Source organism: Ferrimonas balearica DSM 9799 (assembly GCF_000148645.1).
Taxonomy (GTDB): Bacteria; Pseudomonadota; Gammaproteobacteria; order Enterobacterales; family Shewanellaceae; genus Ferrimonas; species Ferrimonas balearica.
Window position 1 is genome coordinate 1,990,768 of record NC_014541.1, and the last position, 23,904, is coordinate 2,014,671.

The window sequence follows — 23,904 nt, forward strand, 5'->3', positions numbered from 1 at the left end:
CATCCTCCTGAACTAACCCGGCCGGGTGCACTCCTCCATCAGGTACGCAAGATGGCGGTAGCTGATGCCGCTGTGGCGGGTTAACCCAATCTCACACATGCGGTTGGCGTAATAGCCCTCGCTGATCTGTTCCGGCAGACGCTCTTTAAGATGACGCAAGGCATCGGCGTTGATCTCCGGCTTAAACAGCCCCTTCTCACCGGCAAATCCGCAACAGTAGATCCCGGCTGGCCGCACTACTTCGTCGGCGAAGTGGTGGGCAATGGTCTCCATCTTGCCGCCCACGTTCATGTGGCTGGCGGTGCAGCCCACGTGCAGGGCGACCGAGGGTTTGCGCCGATAGACGGTCAGTTTGTCCATCAGCTCTGACGCCATAAAGTCGACCACATCCACCAGAGTGAAGTCGATCTCCGCGTCCTGCAACGTGCGCTTGGTGCAGGAGAGGGCGTCGATCAGCACCGGGTATTCCCCGTTGTTGGTCATCGCCTTCAGGGCATCAATCATCTCGGTGCGCTTGCTGTCCGCGTTTTTGTAATCCCCTTTGGACTCCCACATCTGGCCACAGCACAGGGCACGGGTGTTGTCCGGTACCCGCACTTCGTAACCGGCGCGCTCCAGCAGAGTTACCATCACCTCCGGCAGCGTGGTGCCGTCGGGATCTTTCGGCGTCGGGCCAAAGGTGCGGCCACCGCAGGCGGCGAAGTAGACCACCACCGGGCGGTCGTTACCGTGCAGGGTCGGCTTGGGCAGGGTGCCGCCACGGGGAAAATCCGGGTCCCAGTAGGGCACTTCGCTGCTGACCTTGCGCCCCAGCGCCATGATCTTGCCGGTGATGGTGTCGCCGGTCAGCTTATGCAGACCGTGCAGCAGGTCAAAGCCGCCGCTCAACACCCGGTTGACCGCGCCGTAGTGGTCGGCCTGGAAATCCAGCACCTTTTGCGCCGTCGAGGTCAACTGCTTTCCGCGCAGCTCCCGCACCAGCATGCCCATATTGTTGTCCACCGGGCAGGCGATGGTGCACAGCTGGCAGGCAGTGCAGGTGTCGATGACGTCGTACTGAGCGGCTTCTCGCATTTGCTGTGCCGCGGCCTGTTCTCCGCTTTGCTCCAACCGGGCGATCTCCCGCAGGGTGGTGATGCGGTGGCGCGGTGACATATTGAGGGAGGAGGTGGGGCAGGTTTTCTCGCAGAAGCCGCACTCGATGCAGCGGTCCACCCAGTCATCCACCACCGCAGCCTGCTTGATCGCCTTAATGTGGATCTCGCTGTCCTCATTAAGAATTACGCCGGGGTTGAGCAGTCCCTGTGGGTCAAAGGCGGCTTTGATCGCCTTCATCAGCTCATAGGCTTTCGGCCCCCACTCCAACTCCACAAAGGGCGCCACGGCACGGCCGGTGCCATGTTCCGCCTTCATTGAGCCGTCGTACTTGTTGACCACCAGATCGGCCACCGCCTGCATAAAACGATCGAACTGCTGAATGTCGGCCTGGCTGCGGAAGTGGGGGGTGATAATAAAGTGGAAGTTGCCGTCCAGGGCGTGACCGTAGATCACTCCCTCGGGATAGCCGTGGATCTGGAACAGCTCGGACAGGTCCGCGGCGGCGTTGGCCAGGTCCTCCACCCGGAAGGCGACATCTTCGATAATTACGGAGGTGCCCTTGGGGCGCTCGCCGCCAATGATGGGAAACAGCCCGGATCGCATCGCCCAGTACTGGCCAAATACGGCGGGGTCGGTGCTGAACTCAATGGGCCGCAGGGTTTCAATGTGGGCGATGGCGTCGGTGGCCTGGCGGGTAAAGCCCTCCAGCGTGGCCTGATCATTGGCGCGGCACTCAATCAGCAGAATTGCGGTGCCTTCCGGCAGTTCGGAAAGCCAGTCGGGCATCCCTTTTTTGCCGGTAACCGATTTGATGGAGGCCCAGTCCAGCAGTTCGGCGGCGGCAACGGCGTCGGTTTTCAGTGGCGGAATGGCTGACGCGGCGTCCACCATATTGCGGAACACCGCCATGGCGGAGGCTTTAAAACGGGCTTCGTCCACGGTTTGATAGGTGACCGACTCGACAAAGGCCAGGGTGCCCTCGGAGCCGACCACAAGGTGGTTGATCAGATCAAACGGGTCGGTGAAATCGACCAGCGCATTCAGGCTGTAACCGGTGGTGTTCTTGATGGCGTATTTATGGCGGATGCGTTCCGCCAGTGTGGTGTCGGCCTGGGTTTCCCGGGCTAATCCGGCCAGGGTCTCCAACAGCTCCGGGCGCGCCCGGGCAAAAGCGACTTTGGACGCTTCGTCCCCGGTATCCAGGCGGGTGCCATCGGCAAACAGCAGGCGGGCACTGGCGATGGTCTGGTAGCTGTTCTGTGCGGTGCCGCAGCACATGCCGGAGGCGTTGTTGTTGACGATGCCGCCGACCATGCAGGAGGCGAGGGTGGCGGGGTCCGGACCGATCTTCTTATCGAAGGGCTTGAGCTGGGCATTGGCATCCGCGCCAATGACTGCGGCCCCCAAAGTGACGTGTTGGTGGTCATCACTGATGGTGATCTGGCGGAAGCCGTCGTAGCCCAGCATCACCAGGATCCCTTCACCTACGGCTTGTCCCGACAGGCTGGTGCCCGCGGCGCGGAAGGTGATGGGGGCGTTATGGTGGCGCGCCACCTCCAGAATGGCGACCACCTGATTCGGCTCATTTACCCGCACCACCAACTCCGGCACGATGCGGAAATAGCTGCCGTCGGTGGACCAGGCAAAGCGCCGTACCGGATCATCCGTCACCGCATCGTGGCCCACCGCGGCCCGCAACTCGCTCAGTACCTGCGCGTAATCGATCGACATCCCGGACTCCTTGGTCGAGCAGACTGTTGAATCGACGATAGGTAATGGCGACGGTAACGTCCAGTGAATTACTGGGTAATGCGTTGCTCTGGCCGACGGGGAAAGTGCTGGTCGAGCACGTACTCGTCGTAGGCGGCCAGGGCTCGGCTCATCTTGGTCAGGTAGCGATTGGCGGCGGCGCGGCTGCGGTTGGGTTTGCGCACCAGGTTGCCCGGGCCCACGTTGTAATGGGACAGGGCACAGGCGTAGGGCGCAAACTGGTCTTCACAGAAGCGGGTCTTGTAGTGCGCCAGCACCACACCGGCACACAGCACATTGGTGCGCGGTTCGCTGACATCGCCGCAGGCAGGCTCCCAGACCTGGGGCATGATCTGGGCGGGGCCAATCGCGCCAACCACCGACTCCGCCTGATCGCGGAAATGGCTTTCGGTGTGGATCAGGGCGGCGATCAGCTCTTTGGGCACGCCGGAGTAGGAGGCGGACTCGAGAATGTAACCGGCGTAGCGCTGGGCTTTGGCCGGGTCGAGTTGGTAGGCCTCGACCAGACGGCGTGCATAAGCCTCCACTTCCTGATGAGGAGAGCGTGGATCAGCGTGAAACTCAGGGAGTGACAGCGCGTGCCGGCGCACGGGCTCAGTAGCGGTATCGCCAACAACGCTATCGCACAACAGGGCTGACGCGCCCAGTACCATACCGCCTGACAACACCCGAAGGGTCATTTTCATGGCGCGCATTATGCCAGAATTCCGGCGCCTGGATTCTAACGCCTTGTAAAAAGTGGGTAAAAGTCTGGTATGCGCTGGTGACTAGTTGTCACCATCTTCGACTGCGATCACCGCCTCACACATCGCCAGCCAGTAGGGCGGCCGCTGAGGGTGGCGTTTCACCTGATGTTCGGCCCGGGTGTGATGGTGGCGCACCCACTGACACAGCTGCGTAAACGCTTCGCTTTGCCAGAACTGGCTTTCGGGGTGGGGTGCGGCGGGATTGGCGCGTCGGGGCAGGCCAAAGGCGTCAGCCAGTTGCTGTTGCTCCTGATCGGTCAAGCTACTGAGGGGCAGGGCATGACGCAGATCGAATGCCCAGCAGCCGGGATGGCCGGGAAAATCCTCACCCAGATAGATTTCGCCCACCGACAGACTGCTGCCCTCTGGGCTTTTCAGATGGGGGCCGTCCGCGCCGACCATCCCTTCCCAGTCGCCACTGGCCAACGTCAGCAGGAAGAACCGGTTTGCCATAGTGCCTCCGGCGGCGCCCGCTCAATAAAGGGGTTACTGCACAGTGTAGGCCGGGAGCGTCGGGCGCAGCGAACCCCAAAGCTGACGCACCAGCAGGGTCATGGTGACGCTCTGGTACAGGATGCCGGACCAGGACAGCAGAGTCAGGGAGAGGGTCAGGTTCAGGGCGCAGCACAGCAGCAGCCCCAGCCGCAGCAGCGGCCCGCGCACCTGAAACACCAACACACTGCTGAGCATGGCGGCCAATACCACGCACCATTCTGCCCAGCTCTGCGCCAGCAACATCCCCTGAAACAGGGCCAGCAGGGCAAAGATGGCGGCCAGGTGAGGCGCGGGGCCTCGGCGGGCCAGGGCAAAGCGAACGGCGCCCAGCAGTTGAACGGCCATCCCCAGGGGGCTGCCAAGCAGGGCAAGGTGCAGGGCGGTCAGGCAGGCGGCGGCCATATTGCCGGTGAGCAGTCGCGAATCCGAGCGTTGGGCATTGGCCCACCAGCCCAGTAACATCGCCAGGCCTCCCAACGCCTGTGCTGCCCAGATTGTTTCGCCCACCACTGTGTTACCCCGTAAAAAAAGGGGCGTATTGTCCGCAATTTCGTCAACCAGTCCGTGACGGTGTACAAAGATTCGACACGGGTTTCGTGGATGTTCGGAAATTGTGGCGTGGCGCAGATTTCGGCAAACCGGGTTCGTGAGCCATTCGAAGAAATGTTGTGCGGTGCCTGGGCAAGGTTTCGATGACCGGTTTGCCAGAACGCCAAAGCCGTCACAGGCCGGACCAATGCACTTGGCTGACGTTTCGAAATGGGTATATTGGGCCCACCTAACCCTATGAGAAGTAAAATGTTCTTCAATAATAATAAGAAAAAATGTTTGGCCCTTGAGGCGGCCAACGCGGAACTGATTGAACGCGAGCAGGGAATGCAACAGCGGGTGGCTCAGCTGGAGTCCATGCTGGCGCAGCGGGAGGGTGAGCTGGTTCAGCGCGAGCGTCAGCATGAGACGGATGCCCGGTCAATGTCGCTGATGCTGCGCAGTTATTACGGCGTCGGTGACGTGCGCCAGACGGTGGCGGACCTGTCAGTGGCGATGCTGTCGCAACGGGATCAGGTTACCGGTTCGGCGGTGCTGTACGACCAGTCGATTCAGGTACTGCAGCATATGCACAGCGAACTTGGCCGGGTGGCCAGTCAGGCGGAAGCCAGTTTGGCCAGTCTGACGCAGCTGAAACAGGTGGCCAAACGGATTGATGAGTTTGTCGGCATCATCGGCAACATCTCCGAGCAAACCAACCTGCTGGCGCTCAATGCCGCCATTGAAGCAGCCCGGGCCGGTGAGCAGGGCCGGGGCTTTGCCGTGGTGGCCGGTGAGGTACGCGACCTGGCCGAGCGCGCCAATGGGGCCAGCAGCGAAATCGGCCAGCTGATGACCCAGATTGAACAGGATACGGAAAGCACCGATCGTCACTTGCAGGACACCCACACCAGCTGCAAAAGCCTGGTGCAGGAGGCGGATGAGGGGCTGCAGGCGGTGCGCGAGGCACTGGCGCTGTCCAAGCAGATGCACGGCGCCATCGAGCGCAATGCCGAACTGGGCTTTATCGAGACCGTGAAGATGGACCACCTGAGCTGGAAAGCGATGGTGTACCGTGCGGCGGTGTCCGGTGAGTGGCAGGGCGATCTGGGCGACCACACCAGCTGTCGCCTGGGCCAGTGGTACTACTGTGGTGATGGCCGACGTCATCATGCCGACAAACCCGCTTACCGGGATCTGGAAGCCCCCCATAAAGCGGTGCATGAGTTTGGCATCGCCGCGCTGGATGCGGTGAAGAAGGGGCAGCCTTCAGCGGACCTGCTGCTGGCGATGGAGGAGGCCAGTGATGCCCTGATGCAGGGGCTGGACCGGCTGGTTCAGGCGTAATCCACCGCAGCAACAGAAACGGGGCCAAAGGGCCCCGTTTTCGATCCACTCAGTCAGGATTACTGACCGAACATCCATTCAGCGACCTGCTCAAAGCGTTCGGCAAAGTGCACGGTGATGCCGGCTTTGACGTAATCGGGCAGTTCGTCGAAATCGCCGCGGTTGGCGTCCGGCAGGATCACCGTGGTGATCTTCTGGCGCTTGGCTGAGATCACCTTTTCACGAATGCCGCCCACCGCCATCACCTGGCCGGTCAGGCTCAGTTCACCGGTCATCGCCACGCCGGAGCGCGGAGCCCGGTTCAGCGCCAGTGACAGCAGCGCGGTGGCCATGGTGATGCCGGCACTGGGGCCATCTTTGGGGGTGGCACCATCCGGCACATGCAGGTGGATATGGGCGTTGTCGAAGTAGTTAGTGGCGTCGCCGTAGTGCGCGAGGCTGCCGCCCTCGGCCAGGTTGGCGCTGACGTAGCTGTGGGCGATGGTGGCAGACTCCTTCATCACATCCCCCAACTGGCCGGACAGGTGCAGGCCACGGCGTTGCTCGTGGATGCGGCGGGCTTCCACCGGCAGGGTGGCGCCGCCCAGCGAGGTCCAGGCCAGGCCGGTAACGATGCCAACGCCACTGAGCAGGTCTTCCGCTTTGAAGCGTGGCATGCCCAGCATCGGTTCAATGTCCTTGATGCCGATGGACGCTTTGTCCTGCTCGCTCTCCATCAGTCGCACCACGGATTTGCGCACCAGTTTGGCCAGTTGCTTCTCCAGTGCGCGCACCCCGGCTTCGCGGGCGTAACCGTCGATAACGATGCGCAGGGCCGGGTCAGAGATGCGCAGCTGGCTGCGTTTCAGTCCCGCCTTCTCCAGTTGACGCGGCCACAGGTGATGTTTGGCGATCGCCAGCTTCTCTTCGGCCAGGTAGCCGGAGAGGCGAATCACGTCCATCCGGTCGAGCAGCGGGCCGGGAATGCTGTCGAGGGTGTTGGCGGTACAGACAAACAGCGCTTTGGACAGGTCCAGACGCTGGTCGAGGTAGTGGTCCAGAAACGCCACGTTCTGCTCGGGATCGAGGGTTTCCAGCAGCGCCGAGGCGGGGTCGCCCTGGTAGCTTTTGCCCATCTTGTCGATCTCATCGAGCATGATCACCGGGTTCATCACCTCGGCCTCTTTCAGTGCCTGCACCAGCTTGCCGGGCATGGCGCCGATGTAAGTACGGCGGTGGCCCTTGATCTCGGCCTCGTCGCGCATCCCGCCCACACTGAAGCGGTAGAAGGGGCGGCCCAGGCACTCGGCAATGGATTTGCCGATGGAGGTTTTACCCACACCGGGCGGGCCCACCAGCAGGATGATGGAGCCGCCAATGTCGCCCTTAAAGGCGCCCACGGCGAGAAACTCCAGAATGCGATCTTTCACGTCTGCCAGACCATCGTGGTGCTTATCGAGCACTTTACGGGCCTTGGCCAGCTCAATGCTGTCTTTGGCGAACACGCCCCAGGGCACCTGGGTCAGCCAGTCGAGGTAGTTGCGGGTGACGGCGTATTCCGGTGAACCGGTCTCCAGCACTGACAGCTTCTGCAGCTCCTCATTGAGGCGTTTCTCTACGGCTTCCGGCAGGGTTTTGCCCTTGAGGCGCTCGCGGAACTCCTCCGCATCGGCGGTTTTGTCGTCTTTGGAGACCCCCAGTTCGCGCTGGATCACCTTGAGCTGTTCCCGCAGGAAGAACTCACGCTCCCGCTTCTCCAGCTTCTGATTCACCTGTTCGCTGATCTCGCTGTGCAGGCGCGCCGCGTCCAGCTCGTTCTTCAGCAGCGCCAGGGTTTTCTCCATCCTCGGCAGCAGGCTGACGGTATCCAGCACCGCCTGCAGCGGCTCCGCCTTGGCGGTGGTGATGGCGGCGGCAAAGTCAGTCAGCGGGGAGGGCTCATGGGGGCCAAAGCGCTCGAGGTACTGTTTCAGCTCCTCGGAGTAGAGCGGATTCAGGGGGATCAGCTCCTTGATGGCCGCGATCAGGGCGATGGCGTAGGCCTTGATCTCCTTGGTGTCCGGGTGCTCATCAATGGGGTAGGAGAGTTCGGCCATGTAGGGCTGTTCGTCACTGACCCAGCGCAGCAGGTTGCAGCGCTCCATCCCTTCGGCAACAAAGTGGAAGTGGCCATCTTCGGTTTCACGCACCTCATGCACCCGGACGACGCAACCGGTTTTGGCCAGCGCATCCTTGTCCAGCAAGCCTTCGGCGGCATTGGACTGCCGGGAGTAGAACAGCGCCATCAGCTTATGATCGCTCTCCTGCACCGCCTGGAGGGTGGCCTCCCAGTGACCACCCTTAACCGCCACCGGCATCACCTGGGCGGGGAAGAAGGGGCGGTTCTGGACCGGCATCACCGGGAGCGTCTCAGGCCGATTGGGCTGAGCCGGGATCAGTTCGGTGCCGGTGTCGCTGGGTTCATCCATATCGAGATGCCAGTCTGCGTTGAATTCGTCGATGGTGTGGGTCATGTCAAACAACACGTTGCCAATGATAGTGGCGATCTGGGGACGGGGTGGGCCGTTTGCAAGTTGTTGTGACCGCAAGTGGTCAGCTTCTGTACAACCGCCGTTGCTGAATCGTGATTTTTGGTCTTACCAGCGGACCAAAGCGCGAGCTTCGTCACGCTTAGGCTCAAAGCCGATGTTGGCAAGGGAACCCGGTTGATAGCCTTAGCGTCAGAAAAATCCGGGCCAGAGAGCCGGAACAACATATTCGACAGGTGGCGGCAGACGCCACCGGCATGATGGACTGTGATGATCGAGATAACCCTGGACACGAAGGTGGTGACCGCCGAAGCTGGCGTGCGCCTGTTGGACTTTGCCAAGGCTCAGGGGATAGCTATCCCCTCGCTGTGCGGCCGCAATACCGATGGCCCCAAAACCCCCTGTGACCTCTGCGTCGTTGAGGTTAACGGCGAGCTGGTGCGCAGCTGCGAAATCACGCTGAGCCAGCCGATTACCGTCATCACCCATTCCGAGGCGATCACCGCCCGCCGCCAAGAAGCGCTGAAGCGTATCCTCTCCGACCACCACGCCGACTGCGAAGCCCCCTGCAAAACCGCCTGTCCGGCTGCCGTGGACGTACAAAGTTACCTCTACCACATCGCTCAGGGTGATGCGGTTAAGGCCACCGAAGTGGTCAAGCAAAGCCTGCCGATGCCGTTGTCCATTGGCCGTGTCTGTCCCGCCTTCTGTGAATCCGAATGTCGCCGTACTCTGGTGGACGAGCCGCTGGCCATTCGTCAGCTCAAGCGTCACGCTGCCGACATCGATCTGGCTGGCGAACCCCACTTGGCCCCCATTGCCGACCCCATCGGCAAGCGCGTGGCGATCATCGGTGCGGGCCCGGCGGGCCTGGCTGCCGGCTACTACCTGACCCACGCCGGGGTGGAAGTGGATGTGTTTGAGGCGATGCCGGAAGCGGGCGGTTGGCTGCGCTACGGCATCCCTGAATACCGTCTGCCCAAAGCGACCCTGGCCCGGGAAGTGGAACTGATGTGCCGCGCTGGCATGCGCATCCACACCAATACCGCGCTGGGCCGCGAGATCAAGCTGGACACGCTGAAGCAGGATTACGATGCGGTCTGTCTGGCCATCGGCGCCCAGAAAGCGGTGCGGATGGACTACCCCGGTTCCAATCTGGATGGGGTGATTCTTGGGGTGGACTACCTTAAGGCGTTCTCCTCCGGCCTGCCGGTTTCCACCGGTAAGAAAGTCGCGGTGGTCGGCGGCGGTAACACCGCCATCGACTGCGCCCGCACCGCCCTGCGCCAGGGCGCGGAAGTCACCCTGATCTATCGCCGCACCAAGGCCGACATGCCTGCCGAGGATTACGAGATCCACGAGGCGGAAGTGGAAGGGGTGAACTTCCTGTTTATGTCGGTGCCGGTGGAAAACGTGGCGGACGACAATGGTCGGGTGTGCCGTGTCAAAGTGGAGCGCCTGGAGCTGGGCGAGCCGGATGCCTCCGGTCGTCGCAGCCCGCAGCCCACTGGTGAGTTCCAGTGGCATGAATTTGATACTGTGATTCCGGCGGTCAGCCAGAAGCCGGACACCAGCTTTATTCCGGAAGGCGCGATCCCGCTGACCCGCTGGAACACCGCTGACGCGTGTCCGGACAACCTGCACACCGGCATCGATAACATCTTTGCCATCGGCGACTTCCGCCTGGGGCCGGCCACCGCGGTGGAAGCGATTGGCGAGGGGCGTCGCAGCGCCGAAGCGATGCTGCGCTTCTTTAAAGAGGGCCAGTTCCGCCTCGACCCGGTTCAGTTCAACGCCCGTAAAGCGGCCAGCCTCAAAGAGGTGGAAGCCCGCTACTACGACGAAATTCCGTTTAAAGCCCGCCTGAAAATGCCGGAGCTTCTGGGCGAGCGCCGCACCGGCTCGTTCGATGAAGTCGAGCTGGGTTTCGGTGTCGATGAGGCGATTGCCGAAGCGGCCCGCTGCCTGGCCTGTGGTTGTCAGAAGAGCCAGAGCTGTGACCTGCGCGACTACGCCACCGAGTACCACATCCGCGACGAAGACCTGCTGAAACCCGCGCCGCAAAAGTTTGCCGTGGACGAAAGCTCGCCCTTTATCCGTCTGGATCGCAACCGCTGCATCAGCTGCGGCCAGTGCGTACAGGCCTGCCGTGAGCAGGGCGTCCACAATGTGCTGCGCTTCCCTGACGGTGCCCCGATGTGCCGGGTTCAGGTGGCCGATGGCGAGCTGATGGCCACCTCCGACTGTGCCCAGTGCGGCATGTGCATTCAGGCCTGCCCGGTGGGCGCGATCACCGCGAAAACCCAGCATCAGCACGGCCAGAAGGACGAGTACAAGAAGGTCAACACCATCTGCACCTACTGCGGTGTCGGCTGTGGCCTGACCCTGCACGTCGATGAGGCGAAAAACCAGGTGGTGAAAGTCACCGGGGTAGAGGGCTCGCCGGTCAACGATGGCATGCTCTGCGTCAAGGGCCGCTTTGGCTTTGACTTTATCGCCTCGCCTGAGCGCCTGACCCAGCCGCTGATCCGCCGTAATGGTGAACTGCAACCGGCCAGTTGGTCCGATGCCATCGCGTACGTCGCGGCCCGCCTGACCGAGCTGAAATCCGAGCACGGCAGCAACGCGCTGGCCGGTTTCTCCTCGGCTAAGGCCACCAACGAAGACAACTACCTGTTCCAGAAGTTTGTCCGTGTGGCGCTGGGCACCAACAACGTTGACCACTGCGCGCGTCTTTGCCACGCCACCACAGTCACCGGCTTGGAACCGGCGGTGGGCAGCGGCGCGATGACCAACGACATCCCCAGCATCGCTGAGTCCGACCTGATCCTGATCATCGGCTCCGACACCAGCAACGCGCACCCGATTATCGCCTCGCACCTGAAGCGCGCGGTGAAGCAGGGCGCCCGTCTGGTCGTGATCGACCCGCGTAAGATCGACATGGCCTTCCACGCCGATCTCTACCTCAGCCAGCGCCCCGGCACCGACGTGATGCTGCTCAACGCGGTGATGCAGGAGATCCTGCGTCAGGGTTGGCAGGACGATGCCTATCTGGCCGCCCGCACCGAGGGGCTGGATGAGCTCAAAGCGGAAGTGATGCGTCCCGAGTACAGCCTTGACAACGCCGCCGCCGTTACCGGCATCGCGGCGGATCAGATCGTCGAGCTGGCGCGGCTGATCGGCACTGCTGACCGTACTGCGGTGTACTACGCCATGGGCATCACCCAGCACACCACCGGCACCGACAACGTTCGTTCGCTGGCCAACCTGCAGCTGCTGTGCGGCAACATCGGCGTGGCCGGTGGCGGCATCAACCCGCTGCGTGGCCAGAGCAATGTGCAGGGTGCCTGCGATATGGGGGCACTGCCCAACTATCTGCCGGGTTACCAGAAACTGCCGGATGACGGCCTGATTGATCGCTTCCAGGCGTACTGGGGCACCGTATTGCCCCGTGATCCGGGCCTGAAGCTGACCGAGATGATCGACGCCATGGCGGAGGGCCAGATTAAGGGCCTGTACGTGATGGGGGAAAACCCGGTGCTGTCCGATCCGGATCAACATCACGTGCTGGAAGCGCTGAACGCGCTGGAGTTCCTGGTGGTGCAGGACATCTTCCTGACCGAAACCGCGCAACTGGCGGACGTGGTGCTGCCGGCATTTGCCTTCGCCGAAAAAACCGGCCACTTCACCAACACCGAGCGCCGGGTTCAGCGCCTGAACGCCGCCGTGCGTGCACCGGGTGAAGCCCGCGCCGACTGGGCGATTCTGCAGGCGGTGGCCAACGCCATGGGCGTGGACTGGCACTACGCCGACGAGCGGGCGATCTGCGATGAGCTTTGTGAGGTCACCCCGAGCTACCGTGGCATCACCTGGGAGCGCACCGAGACCGAGTCACTGCAGTGGCCCTGTCCCGATGTCCAGCACCCCGGCACGCCGGTTATGCACACCGAGCGCTTTATGCTGAGCGAGCGCGCCCAGCTGGCGCCGGTGTCGTTCCGGGTGGCGGCAGAGCTGCCCTGTGACGACTACCCGCTGGTACTGACCACCGGTCGACAGCTGGCCCAGTTCCACACCGGCACGATGACCCGTAAAACCCCCGGTCTTGACCTGATGGCGGGCCCGGTGGCGATGATTGCGGTGGCGGACGCCGAGCGCCTTGGCCTCACCAATGGCCAGCGCATCAAGGTGGCCACCCGTCGCGGTGAAGTAGAGGTACCGGCCTTCATCACCAAGCGGATGCAGCCCGGCGTGGTGTTTGTGCCGTTCCACTTTGTCGAAGCCGCCGCCAACGTGCTGACCAACCCGGCGCTGGACCCGGAAGCCAAGATCCCGGAATACAAGGTGTGCGCCGCGCGCGTTGTCGCCGCCTGATTCTGGTTGGTTAATTAAGAAAGCCCGCAGTGATGCGGGCTTTTTTGTTTGTTGCAGACAAGGGAAAGCAAAACCGATATAACACCTGCCAGAACATTTGAAACCCCGTACAGGAAGTACCATGAAGTTGTTGAAGATTCTGGCGGTTGCAGCGGTAATGAGCAGCCCGGTTCAGGCCAGAAATCTAGGAAGACACCCACTTTTAATCTGATTTAACTCGAAGTTACGCCATTTCAGGTTAGAGCGCGGGTAGGTTGTTGGTTAGTGACTAACAGTGAGCCTGGAGTGTCCTATGCCCCAACCCCGTCGAAACCAAATCAGTTTGCAGGACACCTGCTATTACCACTGCATCAGTCGCTGTGTGCGCCAAGGCTTTTTGTGTGGCGAGGACCCTCACACCGGAAAAAGTTATGAACACCGTCGGGGATGGGTAGAAAAGCGACTGCTCAGGCTGACGGATATCTTCGCCATCAGCGTGTGTGCCTTTGCGGTGATGAGTAATCATACCCATGTGGTGCTTTGCGTTGAACACCAAAAGGCTGAGGGTTGGGATACCCGCACCGTATTGGAACGCTGGCACACACTCTATAACGGTACGCCTCTAACTCAACGATATTGTCAGCCTGAAGAGTACGACCTTATGCCAAAGGCGGAGCGTCTGAGGGTTGAACTGCTAGCAGAGACCTATCGAAAACGCCTGATGGACATCAGTTGGTTTATGCGGGCACTGAACGAACCCATCGCCCGGATGGCGAATCGTGAAGACGGCTGCACAGGTCGTTTCTGGGAGGGGCGGTTTAAGTCCCAGGCTCTGCTGGATGAACAAGCGCTGCTGTCCTGCATGGCGTATGTCGATCTTAACCCGATTCGGGCCAATATCGCCCGTACACCGGAAACCTCAGAGCACACCAGCATTCAACTACGCATCAGAGCAGCCCTTAACGGCCAGCAGCCACAACCACTAAAGCGGTTTCGTACAGACGAAGACGAAGACAACGGCGACACGCTGCCTTGTCACCTGAATGACTACCTGGAGGTGGTGGAGTTTACCGGACGTGCTCAACGGCTGAATAAACCCGGGCACATAGCCGAAACCACACCCGACTTAACCACCCGTCTGGGCATTTCTCTTAGCAACTGGCTCACCCTGACTCAGGGCTTTGAGTACCAATTCGGCTGTCGCGCCGGCACATTAACCAGTTTGCGGCGTTGCCAAAATCATCATGAGGCGGCTCGAATACGTGGTTCAGGTAACGCCAGCCGCTTGTTTGCCGCGTAGAGACATCGATTAACTCCAACCTTGACCGTAATGCACGTCAGTGTAGGCGTGGCTATGTCTATCAAGCGGCAGATGTGTCAGGTTGTGGAACGAATGGGGTCAACAGTCCGGCTGAGTGTCACTAATCGGGCGGAGATTTCGATGGAAAGGGTAAGGAAAGGTTTGTGCTAGCGATGCTGATGCAAAAGTGGGTGATGAGATGGACGCCCCACCCAAACGGCGTCAGTGCGCCAGAATTAAGTTTTACCCCTTAATTCAACAGGCAAAAGGAGCGTCCATCATGACTATTAAAGTTGCTGGGATTGATTTAGCCAAGGCGGTCTTTCAGCTTTGCCTTATGTCTGACGACAACGCAGTGATCTCCAACAAGAAAGTTCCTCGAGCAAAACTGCTGGATGCGATGAGGCAACTGCCTCCTGGCACTCTCGTCGCTATGGAAGCTTGCGCTTCAGCACATCACTGGGCTCGCACATTCTCAAAAATGGGCCTAGCCCCTCGAATTATTCCAACGCAACATGTCAAAGCCCTGTGCCGCACCCAAAAGAATGACGCTACCGACGCCGTTGCCATCTGTGAAGCGGTGTTTCGGCCCAATATTCACTTCGTTCCGGTAAAGACTCTGGCACAACAAGACTTAAAAGCCACGCTGTGCGTTCGTGACCGGCTTGTCGAGCAGCGCACTGCGCTGGTTAACCTGATGCGCGGCATTGCGGCAGAGTACGGCGTTGTTTTTCCACGCACCATTGAGAAATTCCGACAAAGGTTGCCAGAAGCTCTTGAAGACGCCGAAAACGAATTGACCGTCGTGGCCCGTCGTCTACTGCGTGATATGGCCGATGACTTACGTTTGTTGTCACTCGATCTGGATGGTATTAACAACGAGCTGAATCAACTGGTCAAGCAACAAGCACGCTGGCGCGCGTTGTCATCGGTGCCAGGACTAGGCCCGGTTACCATTTCTGCGCTGTTGGCCGAAGTCGGTGATGGGACTCAATTCAGCAATGGTCGGCAAATGTCAGCTTGGGTGGGGCTGGTTCCCAGGCAGCACAGTTCCGGTGGGACACTACAACTTGGGGGGATCAGCAAGAATGGCAACCGACGTCTACGCACCTTACTAATCCATGGAGCAAGAAGTGTTCTGCGCTGTGGCGTGGGAAAAGACGATGCGCTTGGCCGATGGCTCAAACAGTTAGTCATGCGCAGGGGCAAGCACAAAGCCATCGTTGCACTGGCCAACAAGTTGTGTTGGATCGCTTGGTGCCTAACGGCAAGAGATGGCCACTTCGAGTTGTCTAAAGCATTTCATGCTAGCTAGCGATTAGCTCAGAACACCAGGAAGAGAGTACACTCGAAAGCAATGCAAGGTATTGATGGTTAAACGGTTACACCGGCTTCGCGAGAGCCTGATCTGGACAAGAGTCGATAAAGCTCGTGTGGGTGTAAAGGCGGCGAAGTACGGAACACATCAAGGCGCGGAGCAAGCAATGCCTCCATTATGACGCCGGATATATGTCAGCATGCCGTCCTCCATCAACACGACTTGTGCTTTTGAGGGCGTCCATATATGTCCAATTAGACCGGTTTCCAATTACCGGTTTTCCTGCGGATGCAAAGATGGTCATCCCTTTGGTCTTGGGAGCTGACTCATTGGCTGGCTGTTTTGGCGCCAAAGCCGGGTGCTCTAGGGTCATGGCACCTATTTCTCTGCGATTGCACAGACAGTCTCGTTCAATACACAAGATATTGATTTAAAAGGTTATAGTTGCTAGCTTGAGCTGATCCTATTTGGTCTTTTTTTACTTGCCACTAGTGTCAGATGCGACGAATGCGCTGACCTACCGATTAGAGAAATATAACAATGAATATGAATTCGGTTTTTATATCTCTATTTTCTTTCGTTGTTGGGATGTTGGTTTGTTTTTCAATCCTATATGAACAAAATGGTTCTGTTGCAATGGGCCATGAATCTAAAGAGATCAAATATTCTCACGTGAGTAGATTAGTTCTTTACAAAAAACCATGTGATTTTGATATAGAAAGTGTTGATGGAGAAAATATTCACTTCTACGACATTGTAGAGCCTTTGCGTGGTGGTAGTGAATATATTGGGGCACTGGGCTATGATGGATTGGCTGACAATAGATACAAGTACTTTATGGAGCAGGTAACAGACAACGGGATTTATAAATGTGGACAAAGAAATGTAAGGGCTTTTGACGTAAGTGAGAACTTTTTAAAGGGGCTAAGAACCATTCTTTCTGAAAAGGACAATGTCTCCCTATATTACAGGGAAGGATACATTGGAGTAGAGTGGGTAGAATAATTAAACCAATATTACAAAAGTTGCACAAGGGTTTGATTATATTATGGTACGTAGTGAAAGTTAATTGGGCGCACTCTTTGACGACCTTAATTACCCGTAGCTTGTCACGACCCTGTCTAGTTGTTTTTAGCTCGGCGACGGCGGATCGCCGGATGCTGAGTCGTATTGAAGCTTCCCTGCATGTCATGGCGTAAGGACGAAAATGTGGGTGTCCGGTTATCAGTACATCCGGTTATCAGTACATCCGGTTATCAGTACAGTCGCAATAATTATGCTTTTATAAGTTAGCGTGGAGATGAAAATGGATCGCTTTAAGTTGATGAAGGAGTTAGGTGCAAGCCCAGAATCCTTCGGGTTCAAGGAAGATGTGCCTAAGGAAGATATTGATAGATTCTGCCTGATCAAGGAGTTATGGAGCTCGATTGTAAGTAAGGATGACACTTCTTGGATTGATATATATATCAAAGGATCGCAAGTTTCTGGAGCAGCTAATTACATAAAAAGGTTTGGCAGGCATCTATCCCATATGCGCTCTGTTGGAATGTCCGACTCTGACATAGCAGAGGTTATCAACATATCACAGTATATGGCACTATCTGAGGTTATTGGTGTGATTGATATGGGAGTCGCTTCAAAAGCAAAATCAAAAGTTGGAAAAAGTAATGAAATATCTGATTTTGGATTGTTTTTCTGCGATGAAAAAGGCAATCCCTCTTGCTGGGTTGGTTACTTGCACGAATTCATGGAAGAGTCTGCACCAGATGGACAAAAGGAAGGTTATGTAGATCAGCTAACATAATTGGAGTTTTGCTGAATACTCAATTTGATTATTCTGGGTATAATCTATAGAAAGGATTGATAAAAGGTAGCTATGAATTCAGTAGTTGATAGACCTATAAATGGGTATTCGCTTTTGGGTCGAGGACCAGAGTGTACGGGACCGGGTGCGGGATGGACTAGAGATGATGCCATTTACCTTCGTTGCATAATGTGTGGTGATCTTATGCATTCGATGATTAACGATGATTATGAATGCACATGTGGTGAAATGTTTTTTGACTCCGGCGCCTCTCGATTTGGTGCAATGAGTGGTGATGAAAATGTGCTGGTTTACCGGAAGTGCTGAGTATAATAATCTTGCCAGAGATACGTGCCTCTCATTTATTCAATGGGCCGGCATTTCGATTAATGGTCGTTATTTCCTATCGAACTAAAGTGTGAGAGCGTTGCCAGTTACCTGCTTACTTTGGAGCATGCGCTCACCATTGCTTCAGCGATATCTGTCCCAGTGAGTGAAAAGCTAAACCTTCCCAGGTCCCCGGCGTCTATAACCATATCCTGATTATTAAGCGTAGCGGCCCATACGGCATCGGCTTCTTCGCCCAGCAAAAAATACAACCAACCGGATTCCGACTCGGTCTGGCTGGTTGCCTGAAACCTCAATGCTCCGGTACCAATAAAGAGCTCTTGCGGCTTAACGGCTGAGTCACCCTCTACTATCTGAATTTGAATGATCCTGCCTCGAACCTGTTCCCCTCTAATCGAAACATTGGATTCTGGCCGCGTTAACGCAACCACCACAGAGATTTGGGTGTTTTCAATGGCCTGGGTGATTGGCAGCATTGAACGGGCGTAGCAGGTATTATCGCCATAGGAAACTTCCCATCGATTGTTTTCGAGATTCCCGGCGGAAGCGCCGAAAGCTGCAGCAATCAGAATGGGGCTAAATATCTTCATCAGGATTTGTGGCACTTGCCAGTTTGGATTTACAGGTAGTACCAAAGCTATAAAAAATGTGGCTACTTGAGAAGATATACTCGGTCGTCGAACGGGATATCCATTTGATGCTTATCAAAGATACAGGGCAGGCGAATGGCGAGCGCTACCATTTTCCTGTTCAGCTCGCGAGCCACAGGCGCACGCTACGGCCGGTTTTGCGCCTTGAGTCGAAGCCGCGGCGTTAACCGTAGCGTGGGCCTGTGGCCCACGTAAACCCAGTGGATTCGGGCAGACTTAACGGGACACCCACCTTAGTCATTTTCAGGTGTTTAGCATCGCAAGGGCAGGTCGCTTCGCTCATCGGCCAAAGTCGTTTCCGGTTGGCGCCAAATTCTGAAGCAGACAATCGTCGGCAAGCACCTCTTGCGCAACTTTATGCGTACAATGATCGGTAGGCGCACAAATGCTCATGACACAGCGATTTACATGATCTGGATAATCATCTTACTCATCATCACATTAGGCGTCTTCTTGCCGGGGATGTGGGTCAAGCATGTGATGGAAAAGTACGGACAGCCGGCCGATCGTTACCGCAAGCAGGGTAGCGGTGGTGAACTCGCTCGCCATCTGCTCGACAGCCACGGCCTGGGAGACGTCCTGGTAGAGGAGACCGCTGTCGGTGATCATTATGACCCGACAGCTAAGGCCGTGCGCCTGACGCCGACAAACTACTCCGGATACTCGTTGACGGCAGTGACGGTTGCCGCTCATGAGGTGGGGCATGCCATTCAGGATTCACGCGGCGAATCGTTGTTCCTGGCGCGACAGAAACTGGTTAAGGCCGCAATGGCGGGTGAGCGTCTTGCCGGCATTATGCTCATGGCGACTCCGATTATCTTGCTCCTGACTCGCCTTCCGCAGGCTGGGGCATTAACGATAGTGATTGGCGTTGTTTCGATGGCACTGAGTACCCTGGTGCACCTGATTACCCTTCCGGTTGAGTTTGATGCCAGCTATGGCAAGGCGCTGCCGCTTCTGGAGAAAGGCGAGTATCTGCACGACGGTGACCTGAAACATGCGGAGAAAATCCTCAAGGCAGCGGCACTGACCTATGTCGCTGCTTCGCTGACCAGCTTGTTAAACCTGGGACGATGGGTCGCGGTACTTCGTCGTTAGAGTTTAAGCATTCAGAGTAATCGAAAGCTTAAATGACCCCTTGGGGCGCTTTCTGCCACATTCTCGGATTGTTCGTGCGCCACAGGCGCACGCTACGTTTGGCTTCGCACGCTGAACCGAAACGGGCTTAACCAAGTGGAGCCAGGCACCCAATAAACAGCCCGAAGGATCGCTCCTTCGGGCTGTTTTGTCTCTCGTGCACAGCACACTCATTTTTCAGGCAACGGTCCTACTAACAACAGGCCGTCACGGGACTTCTAAGCCAATTAGGCGAGCGTTAACCGACAGTCTGCGCTGACCGGTTTACCTGGCATCGCCACCTGTGTTGGCACTGGCGGACTGCAGCCATTGGATGATATTGCCTGCACTCCTCACGGCGCGGTCTCGCTCCAGCAACTGCCCGGAAGGCGAGAACAGCAGAATTTCAGCGGAGTTGGCCCGATATCTGGAACGGAACTCCTCACCGGTTGGTGAGCCTACCCGAGCGATCAAAAAGAACGCCGTATCGCCAATCTGGCGTCGGGCCTCATTCATCTGTTCTGTCTGGGCGTTGCTGACGGTGAAGTTGGGGTCGTAGACAAACACCACGGCCGGTTTTCCTGTGCCGATCTCTTCATGTGTCGTCTTAAACCCTTTCGGAATCGCGTTAAACACCATGACAGCTGCCAGTACCAGCGTGGCGAGAACGCCCAGCTTGACCCAAGGGCTGCGGCGCGCAGTTGGTTCGGTGTGATGCTGTTTGATAGTCGGGTCCTCGTATCTTGGTTTATGAGTCATTGTTTAATATACCGAATCAGCGGCAGGTTGCCTTTAACCCAGCCTTAATCACGGTGATTCCAGCTTCAGGTTGAGTGAGCCGAGCTAATAGACCCCCTTACGCCGCCACCGGGGTGAGAGTTCAGTCCGCGGGCCTGTTGCCCACGGAAATCCGAAGACAGGGCCTATCCCCCACAACCAAAATGTTCTGCACCTTAATCCCAATCCGGCCCAAAATCCGGGTCAGCCAGTCGCAAGCCCCGGTCCAGTCCCTCAAATGCGGCCATCTGTTCCGCACTCAATACCACTTGTTGGGAATCCAGGTTGGCTTGCAGGTGGTCGGGGTTGGTGGAGGAGGGGATGGTGGCCATGCCCAGTTGGCGGATCCAGGCCAGAGTGGCCTGGGCAGGGGTGCAGCCTGCTTGCTCTGCGACGGCAACGATGACCGGTTCCTCCAGCACGCGCCCTACGGCCAGCGGCATGTAAGCGGTGACCAAAATGTCATTGGCCTCGCAGTGTTCCACCACGGTGCGATTTTGCAGGAAGGGGTGCACCTCAATCTGGTTGGTGTAGAGGCGACCGGGGCCGAGGATGTCGATGGCATCATCCAGCTGCTGGCAGGTGAAGTTGGAGACGCCGATATGGCGGGTCAGGCCGCGTTGCTGTGCCACATACAGTTGAGTCAGATAGCTTTCCATCGGCACGGTGCCATCCATCAGCGGCCAGTGGATCAGCAGCAGGTCTACGTAGTCGGTTTTCAGCTTGCTCAGGCTCTCCTCGACGCTGGCAAGAAAGTGGGCGTCATCCAGTTTGTCCAGCCACACCTTGGTGGTGATAAACACGTCGTCACGGGGCAGGCCGCTGTCCTGAATCGCCCGGCCTACTTCCGCTTCATTACCGTAGATCTGGGCGGTATCGATATGGCGATAGCCCTGCTTTAGGGCGGTCAATACCGACTGGTAAGCGTCATCCTGTTTCAGGCGGAAGGTGCCTGCGCCGAGCAGGGGCATGGTGTGACTCATGATTCGGGCTCCCGGTTTGGATTGGATCGAGCCTCAGTGTTGCTGACCCGAATGACGAGGTAAAGGGGGATTTGGTCGCAACTGACGATAGGCCCGTATGCTTGAAAAGCACAGCAATGCCCCCATAGCTAGCAGTATCAGCGCAGCGCAAGGAGCGGGAATGGCGAAGAGTAAACCGGACCAGAAGTTACAGCAGGGCCTGATGGCGGCCGGGGTATTCCTGGCGCTGCTCTGGGGCATCAAGGCGGTGGAGCTGATAAGCGGCGCGGATCTGTCGGTGCTGGGCGTGCAGCCACAGACCCTGAGTGGCCTCTGGGGCGTGCTGTTTGCGCCGCTGATCCACGGTTCTTTGTCCCACCTGGCGGCCAACAGCGTTGGTGTGTTGGTGTTGGGCGCAGCGCTGTTCTTTGGCTACCCTAACAGCCGCTGGCGGGTGCTGGGGCTGGTGTGGTTGGGCTCCGGCATCGGGGTGTGGCTGTTTGGCCGCCCCAGCCAGCACTTTGGCGCCAGTGGTGTCACCCATGGCCTGTTTTTCTTCCTGTTTCTGGTGAGCCTGCTGCGCCGGGACAAACGCTCCATTGCCCTGATGATGATCGCCTTCTTCCTGTTCGGCGGCATGATCTACTCCATCTTTCCCCGCGAACCCGGCATCTCCTACGAATCCCATCTGTCTGGGGCGATCGCGGGCGTTATCGCTGCGCTGTTGTGGTGGCGGATGGACCCTAAGCCTGCGGTAAAACGCTATGACTGGGAGGATGAAACGGAACAGGAGGCCAGCAACACTGAGGCAGCTGACAGCGATCTGATTGGTGATCTCTGGCAACAGGCGCCGCCGGGGGAGTCGGAGCAGAAGCCGCAAGGCCGGGAATGACCCAGGTGGCATTTTCAGACAACGGGGCCTGACCCGAGGCGTCACTTGCCTGACACAAACTGTTGCCAGTATGTTGCCGAGAACGCGTGTGCAACCAAGGAATGCAACCATGAAACAGGGATTTTCTCGCCGCCACTTTCTGAAAGCCTCGGCGCTGGGCACCGGCAGTGCGGTGCTTTCAATGGGCCTTGCTGGCTGCAGCGATGACAATGACGATGAGGTGGCTCAGGCCAGCGTCAGCTTTTTGCACGGTGTCGCCAGTGGCGATCCCACCACCAATGCGCTGATCCTCTGGACCCGCGTGACCCCGGAGCAGGATGGCGAGATCACTGTCAGTTGGGAGGTGGCCAGCGACGCCGACTTTACCCAGCTGGTGACCACCGGCAGTACCACTACCAGCGTCGAACGCGACTACACCGTTAAGGTGGACGCGGTCGGGCTGGAGTCCGGCCAGTCCTACTTCTACCGCTTCAGCAGTGGCGAAGCCGTCAGCCCGGTAGGGCACGGCAAAACCCTGCCGGTGGGCGCGGTGGAATCCGTCCGTCTGGCGGTGGTGAGCTGTGCCAACTACCCGGCGGGCCATTTTCATGCCTACCGAGGCGTGGCCGAGCAGGAGCTGGATGCGGTGGTGCACCTGGGGGATTACCTCTATGAGTACGGGCAGGGCGGTTACGCCAGCGAAGACGCTGAGGCGCTGGGGCGTCAGGTGGAACCGGCCAACGAGTTGCTCTCCCTGACCGATTACCGCACCCGTTACGCCCAGTACCGCACCGACGCCAATCTGCAGGCGGCCCACGCGGCCCACGCCTTTATCGCAGTGTGGGATGACCATGAGATCGCCAATGACGCCTGGCGTGACGGGGCGGAGAACCACAACGACGGTGAGGGCGAGTACGACGCCCGCCAGTTGATGGCGTTGCAGGCCTACTTCGAGTGGCTGCCGATCCGCCCGCCGGCCAACATGGACACCAGTGACATCATCTATCGCAGCTTCAACTTTGGCGAACTGGTGGGTCTGCACATGCTCGACACCCGGGTGATTGGCCGTGACCAGCAGTTGGACTACGCCAACTACATCGACGCCACTACCGGCGTGTTCGACGCGGCGGCGTTTACTGCCGACGTCAGCGACAGCAACCGTACCCTGCTGGGGGATGAGCAACTGTCCTGGCTGCAGGGCACGCTGCTTAGCCACAGCGCCACCTGGCAAGTGTTGGGCCAGCAGGTGCTGATGGGGCAGATGGTACTGCCGGCGGCCATCGCCACCCAGCAGATGAGCATTCAGGAGTTTGCTGATCTGGCCTACATCGCCCAGCTGGCGCAACGTGCGCAGGCGGGGGATACCCTGACTCAGGAGGAGCAGGCCTATCTGCTGGCCAACGCCAGCCGCCTCACGCCGGAGGTGATCGCCACTCTGCAACTGCCCAGCATCCCCTATAACCTCGATGCCTGGGATGGCTATGCCTATGAGCGGGAAGTGGTACTGGGCACGGCACTGGCGGCCAACGCCAATCTGGTGGTGCTGGCAGGGGATACCCATAACGCCTGGGCCAACAACCTGAGCACCCTGCAGGGGGAAGCGGTTGGAGTGGAGTTTGCCACTGCGTCGGTCAGTTCACCCGGGCTGGAGGAATACCTCGGCATTGCGCCGGAGGATGTTCTGTCCACCGAAGCGGGCATCGTTTCGCTGGTGTCCGGACTGGCGTACCTGAATGCGGCGGACCGGGGCTTTATGACCGTTACCTTCACCGCCGACAAAGCCGAGGCGGAGTGGCAGTTCGTCAGTGACATCAAGTCTGAGCAGTACGCGCTGGATGAGAGTCGCCGTCAGCGTCTGTCGGTCAGTGCCGGCAGTAAGGTGCTCGACCTCAGCTGAATTCAGGCTGATGAACGGAC

General features: G+C 58.4%; 17 protein-coding genes and 1 pseudogene. 10 read left to right on the forward strand and 8 right to left on the reverse strand.

Annotation, left to right across the window (positions count from 1 at the left end; translation table 11 throughout):
* Nucleotides 1–12: 12 nt before the first annotated feature.
* The 4 genes from FBAL_RS09040 to FBAL_RS20795 form a co-directional block, all read right to left on the reverse strand.
* A complete protein-coding gene (locus tag FBAL_RS09040) occupies nucleotides 13–2,829 on the reverse strand; it encodes an FAD-binding and (Fe-S)-binding domain-containing protein (RefSeq protein WP_013345297.1) in 2,817 nt (938 codons plus the stop codon).
* Between the two features lie 68 nt (nucleotides 2,830–2,897).
* Nucleotides 2,898–3,563 carry a transglycosylase SLT domain-containing protein gene (locus FBAL_RS19580; RefSeq protein ID WP_013345298.1) on the reverse strand — a complete coding sequence of 222 codons (666 nt, stop codon included), beginning with the start codon at nucleotides 3,561–3,563 and terminating at the stop codon, nucleotides 2,898–2,900.
* Between the two features lie 72 nt (nucleotides 3,564–3,635).
* Nucleotides 3,636–4,067, reverse strand: coding sequence for a hypothetical protein (locus FBAL_RS20265; protein WP_013345299.1), 432 nt, complete (start codon nucleotides 4,065–4,067; stop codon nucleotides 3,636–3,638).
* A gap of 33 nt (nucleotides 4,068–4,100) precedes the next feature.
* A complete protein-coding gene (locus FBAL_RS20795; RefSeq protein ID WP_083771278.1) occupies nucleotides 4,101–5,063 on the reverse strand; it encodes a YgjV family protein in 963 nt (320 codons plus the stop codon).
* 258 nt (nucleotides 5,064–5,321) lie between these two features.
* Here FBAL_RS20795 and FBAL_RS20800 point away from each other — a divergent pair.
* Nucleotides 5,322–5,549: pseudogene (locus FBAL_RS20800) on the forward strand (methyl-accepting chemotaxis protein); the annotation flags it as partial.
* Nucleotides 5,550–5,678: 129 nt separating this feature from the next.
* On the forward strand, nucleotides 5,679–5,984 hold the full coding sequence (locus tag FBAL_RS20805; protein WP_267918534.1) for a CZB domain-containing protein: 306 nt from the start codon (nucleotides 5,679–5,681) through the stop codon (nucleotides 5,982–5,984).
* A gap of 59 nt (nucleotides 5,985–6,043) precedes the next feature.
* On the opposite strand, the gene lon is transcribed toward FBAL_RS20805, so the two are convergent.
* Complete coding sequence (gene lon / locus FBAL_RS09065) at nucleotides 6,044–8,476, reverse strand: endopeptidase La (RefSeq protein WP_013345302.1); 2,433 nt, start codon at nucleotides 8,474–8,476, stop codon at nucleotides 6,044–6,046.
* Between the two features lie 285 nt (nucleotides 8,477–8,761).
* Between lon and fdhF the strand changes: the two genes are divergently transcribed.
* The 5 genes from fdhF to FBAL_RS09090 all read left to right on the forward strand — a co-directional run bounded on the left by fdhF (nucleotide 8,762) and on the right by FBAL_RS09090 (nucleotide 17,263).
* Nucleotides 8,762–12,862: a formate dehydrogenase subunit alpha gene (fdhF, locus tag FBAL_RS09070; protein WP_013345303.1), complete on the forward strand. Its 4,101-nt coding sequence runs from the start codon at nucleotides 8,762–8,764 to the stop codon at nucleotides 12,860–12,862.
* A 292-nt stretch (nucleotides 12,863–13,154) separates the two neighbouring features.
* A complete protein-coding gene (locus FBAL_RS09075) occupies nucleotides 13,155–14,141 on the forward strand; it encodes a hypothetical protein (protein WP_013345304.1) in 987 nt (328 codons plus the stop codon).
* A gap of 280 nt (nucleotides 14,142–14,421) precedes the next feature.
* Nucleotides 14,422–15,456 carry an IS110 family RNA-guided transposase gene (locus tag FBAL_RS09080; RefSeq protein ID WP_013345305.1) on the forward strand — a complete coding sequence of 345 codons (1,035 nt, stop codon included), beginning with the start codon at nucleotides 14,422–14,424 and terminating at the stop codon, nucleotides 15,454–15,456.
* Nucleotides 15,457–15,999: 543 nt separating this feature from the next.
* Nucleotides 16,000–16,464, forward strand: a complete 465-nt coding sequence (locus FBAL_RS09085) for a hypothetical protein (protein WP_148226728.1) — start codon at nucleotides 16,000–16,002, stop codon at nucleotides 16,462–16,464.
* A gap of 301 nt (nucleotides 16,465–16,765) precedes the next feature.
* Nucleotides 16,766–17,263 carry a hypothetical protein gene (locus FBAL_RS09090; protein ID WP_041251245.1) on the forward strand — a complete coding sequence of 166 codons (498 nt, stop codon included), beginning with the start codon at nucleotides 16,766–16,768 and terminating at the stop codon, nucleotides 17,261–17,263.
* 434 nt (nucleotides 17,264–17,697) lie between these two features.
* Here FBAL_RS09090 and FBAL_RS09095 read toward each other — a convergent pair whose 3' ends face one another.
* Nucleotides 17,698–18,201 (reverse strand): hypothetical protein, encoded by a 504-nt coding sequence (locus FBAL_RS09095; protein WP_148226729.1) that lies wholly within the window; start codon nucleotides 18,199–18,201, stop codon nucleotides 17,698–17,700.
* A gap of 468 nt (nucleotides 18,202–18,669) precedes the next feature.
* Between FBAL_RS09095 and FBAL_RS09100 the strand changes: the two genes are divergently transcribed.
* On the forward strand, nucleotides 18,670–19,359 hold the full coding sequence (locus FBAL_RS09100; protein ID WP_013345306.1) for a zinc metallopeptidase: 690 nt from the start codon (nucleotides 18,670–18,672) through the stop codon (nucleotides 19,357–19,359).
* A 303-nt stretch (nucleotides 19,360–19,662) separates the two neighbouring features.
* Here FBAL_RS09100 and FBAL_RS19585 read toward each other — a convergent pair whose 3' ends face one another.
* Complete coding sequence (locus FBAL_RS19585) at nucleotides 19,663–20,136, reverse strand: hypothetical protein (RefSeq protein WP_049779423.1); 474 nt, start codon at nucleotides 20,134–20,136, stop codon at nucleotides 19,663–19,665.
* 194 nt (nucleotides 20,137–20,330) lie between these two features.
* A complete protein-coding gene (gene dkgB / locus FBAL_RS09110) occupies nucleotides 20,331–21,137 on the reverse strand; it encodes a 2,5-didehydrogluconate reductase DkgB (RefSeq protein ID WP_013345308.1) in 807 nt (268 codons plus the stop codon).
* Between the two features lie 160 nt (nucleotides 21,138–21,297).
* On the opposite strand from dkgB, the gene FBAL_RS09115 reads away from it, so the two are divergent.
* Both FBAL_RS09115 and FBAL_RS09120 read left to right on the forward strand, forming a co-directional pair.
* Nucleotides 21,298–22,008 carry a rhomboid family intramembrane serine protease gene (locus FBAL_RS09115; RefSeq protein WP_013345309.1) on the forward strand — a complete coding sequence of 237 codons (711 nt, stop codon included), beginning with the start codon at nucleotides 21,298–21,300 and terminating at the stop codon, nucleotides 22,006–22,008.
* Between the two features lie 109 nt (nucleotides 22,009–22,117).
* The gene (locus FBAL_RS09120; RefSeq protein ID WP_013345310.1) at nucleotides 22,118–23,884 is read left to right on the forward strand and encodes an alkaline phosphatase D family protein; all 1,767 of its coding nucleotides are present in this window, start codon (nucleotides 22,118–22,120) and stop codon (nucleotides 23,882–23,884) included.
* The last annotated feature ends 20 nt before the right edge of the window (nucleotides 23,885–23,904 follow it).

Bases quoted from the DNA above. Each gene is read 5' to 3' on its own strand.
- FBAL_RS09040 (WP_013345297.1), bottom strand. From the start codon at position 2,829: ATGTCGATCGATTACGCGCAGGTACTGAGCGAGTTGCGGGCCGCGGTG.
- FBAL_RS09075 (WP_013345304.1), top strand. From the start codon at position 13,155: ATGCCCCAACCCCGTCGAAACCAAATCAGTTTGCAGGACACCTGCTAT.
- FBAL_RS09100 (WP_013345306.1), top strand. From the start codon at position 18,670: ATGATCTGGATAATCATCTTACTCATCATCACATTAGGCGTCTTCTTG.
- FBAL_RS09095 (WP_148226729.1), bottom strand. From the start codon at position 18,201: ATGAAGATATTTAGCCCCATTCTGATTGCTGCAGCTTTCGGCGCTTCC.
- FBAL_RS09090 (WP_041251245.1), top strand. From the start codon at position 16,766: ATGGATCGCTTTAAGTTGATGAAGGAGTTAGGTGCAAGCCCAGAATCC.
- FBAL_RS19585 (WP_049779423.1), bottom strand. From the start codon at position 20,136: ATGACTCATAAACCAAGATACGAGGACCCGACTATCAAACAGCATCAC.
- dkgB (WP_013345308.1), bottom strand. From the start codon at position 21,137: ATGAGTCACACCATGCCCCTGCTCGGCGCAGGCACCTTCCGCCTGAAA.
- FBAL_RS20805 (WP_267918534.1), top strand. From the start codon at position 5,679: ATGGACCACCTGAGCTGGAAAGCGATGGTGTACCGTGCGGCGGTGTCC.
- FBAL_RS09120 (WP_013345310.1), top strand. From the start codon at position 22,118: ATGAAACAGGGATTTTCTCGCCGCCACTTTCTGAAAGCCTCGGCGCTG.
- FBAL_RS09080 (WP_013345305.1), top strand. From the start codon at position 14,422: ATGACTATTAAAGTTGCTGGGATTGATTTAGCCAAGGCGGTCTTTCAG.
- fdhF (WP_013345303.1), top strand. From the start codon at position 8,762: ATGATCGAGATAACCCTGGACACGAAGGTGGTGACCGCCGAAGCTGGC.
- lon (WP_013345302.1), bottom strand. From the start codon at position 8,476: ATGACCCACACCATCGACGAATTCAACGCAGACTGGCATCTCGATATG.
- FBAL_RS09115 (WP_013345309.1), top strand. From the start codon at position 21,298: ATGGCGAAGAGTAAACCGGACCAGAAGTTACAGCAGGGCCTGATGGCG.
- FBAL_RS20795 (WP_083771278.1), bottom strand. From the start codon at position 5,063: ATGCTGACGCTCGCGCTGAACCAGCTCACCCTCCCGCTGCGCCAGCAT.
- FBAL_RS19580 (WP_013345298.1), bottom strand. From the start codon at position 3,563: ATGCGCGCCATGAAAATGACCCTTCGGGTGTTGTCAGGCGGTATGGTA.
- FBAL_RS20265 (WP_013345299.1), bottom strand. From the start codon at position 4,067: ATGGCAAACCGGTTCTTCCTGCTGACGTTGGCCAGTGGCGACTGGGAA.
- FBAL_RS09085 (WP_148226728.1), top strand. From the start codon at position 16,000: ATGAATATGAATTCGGTTTTTATATCTCTATTTTCTTTCGTTGTTGGG.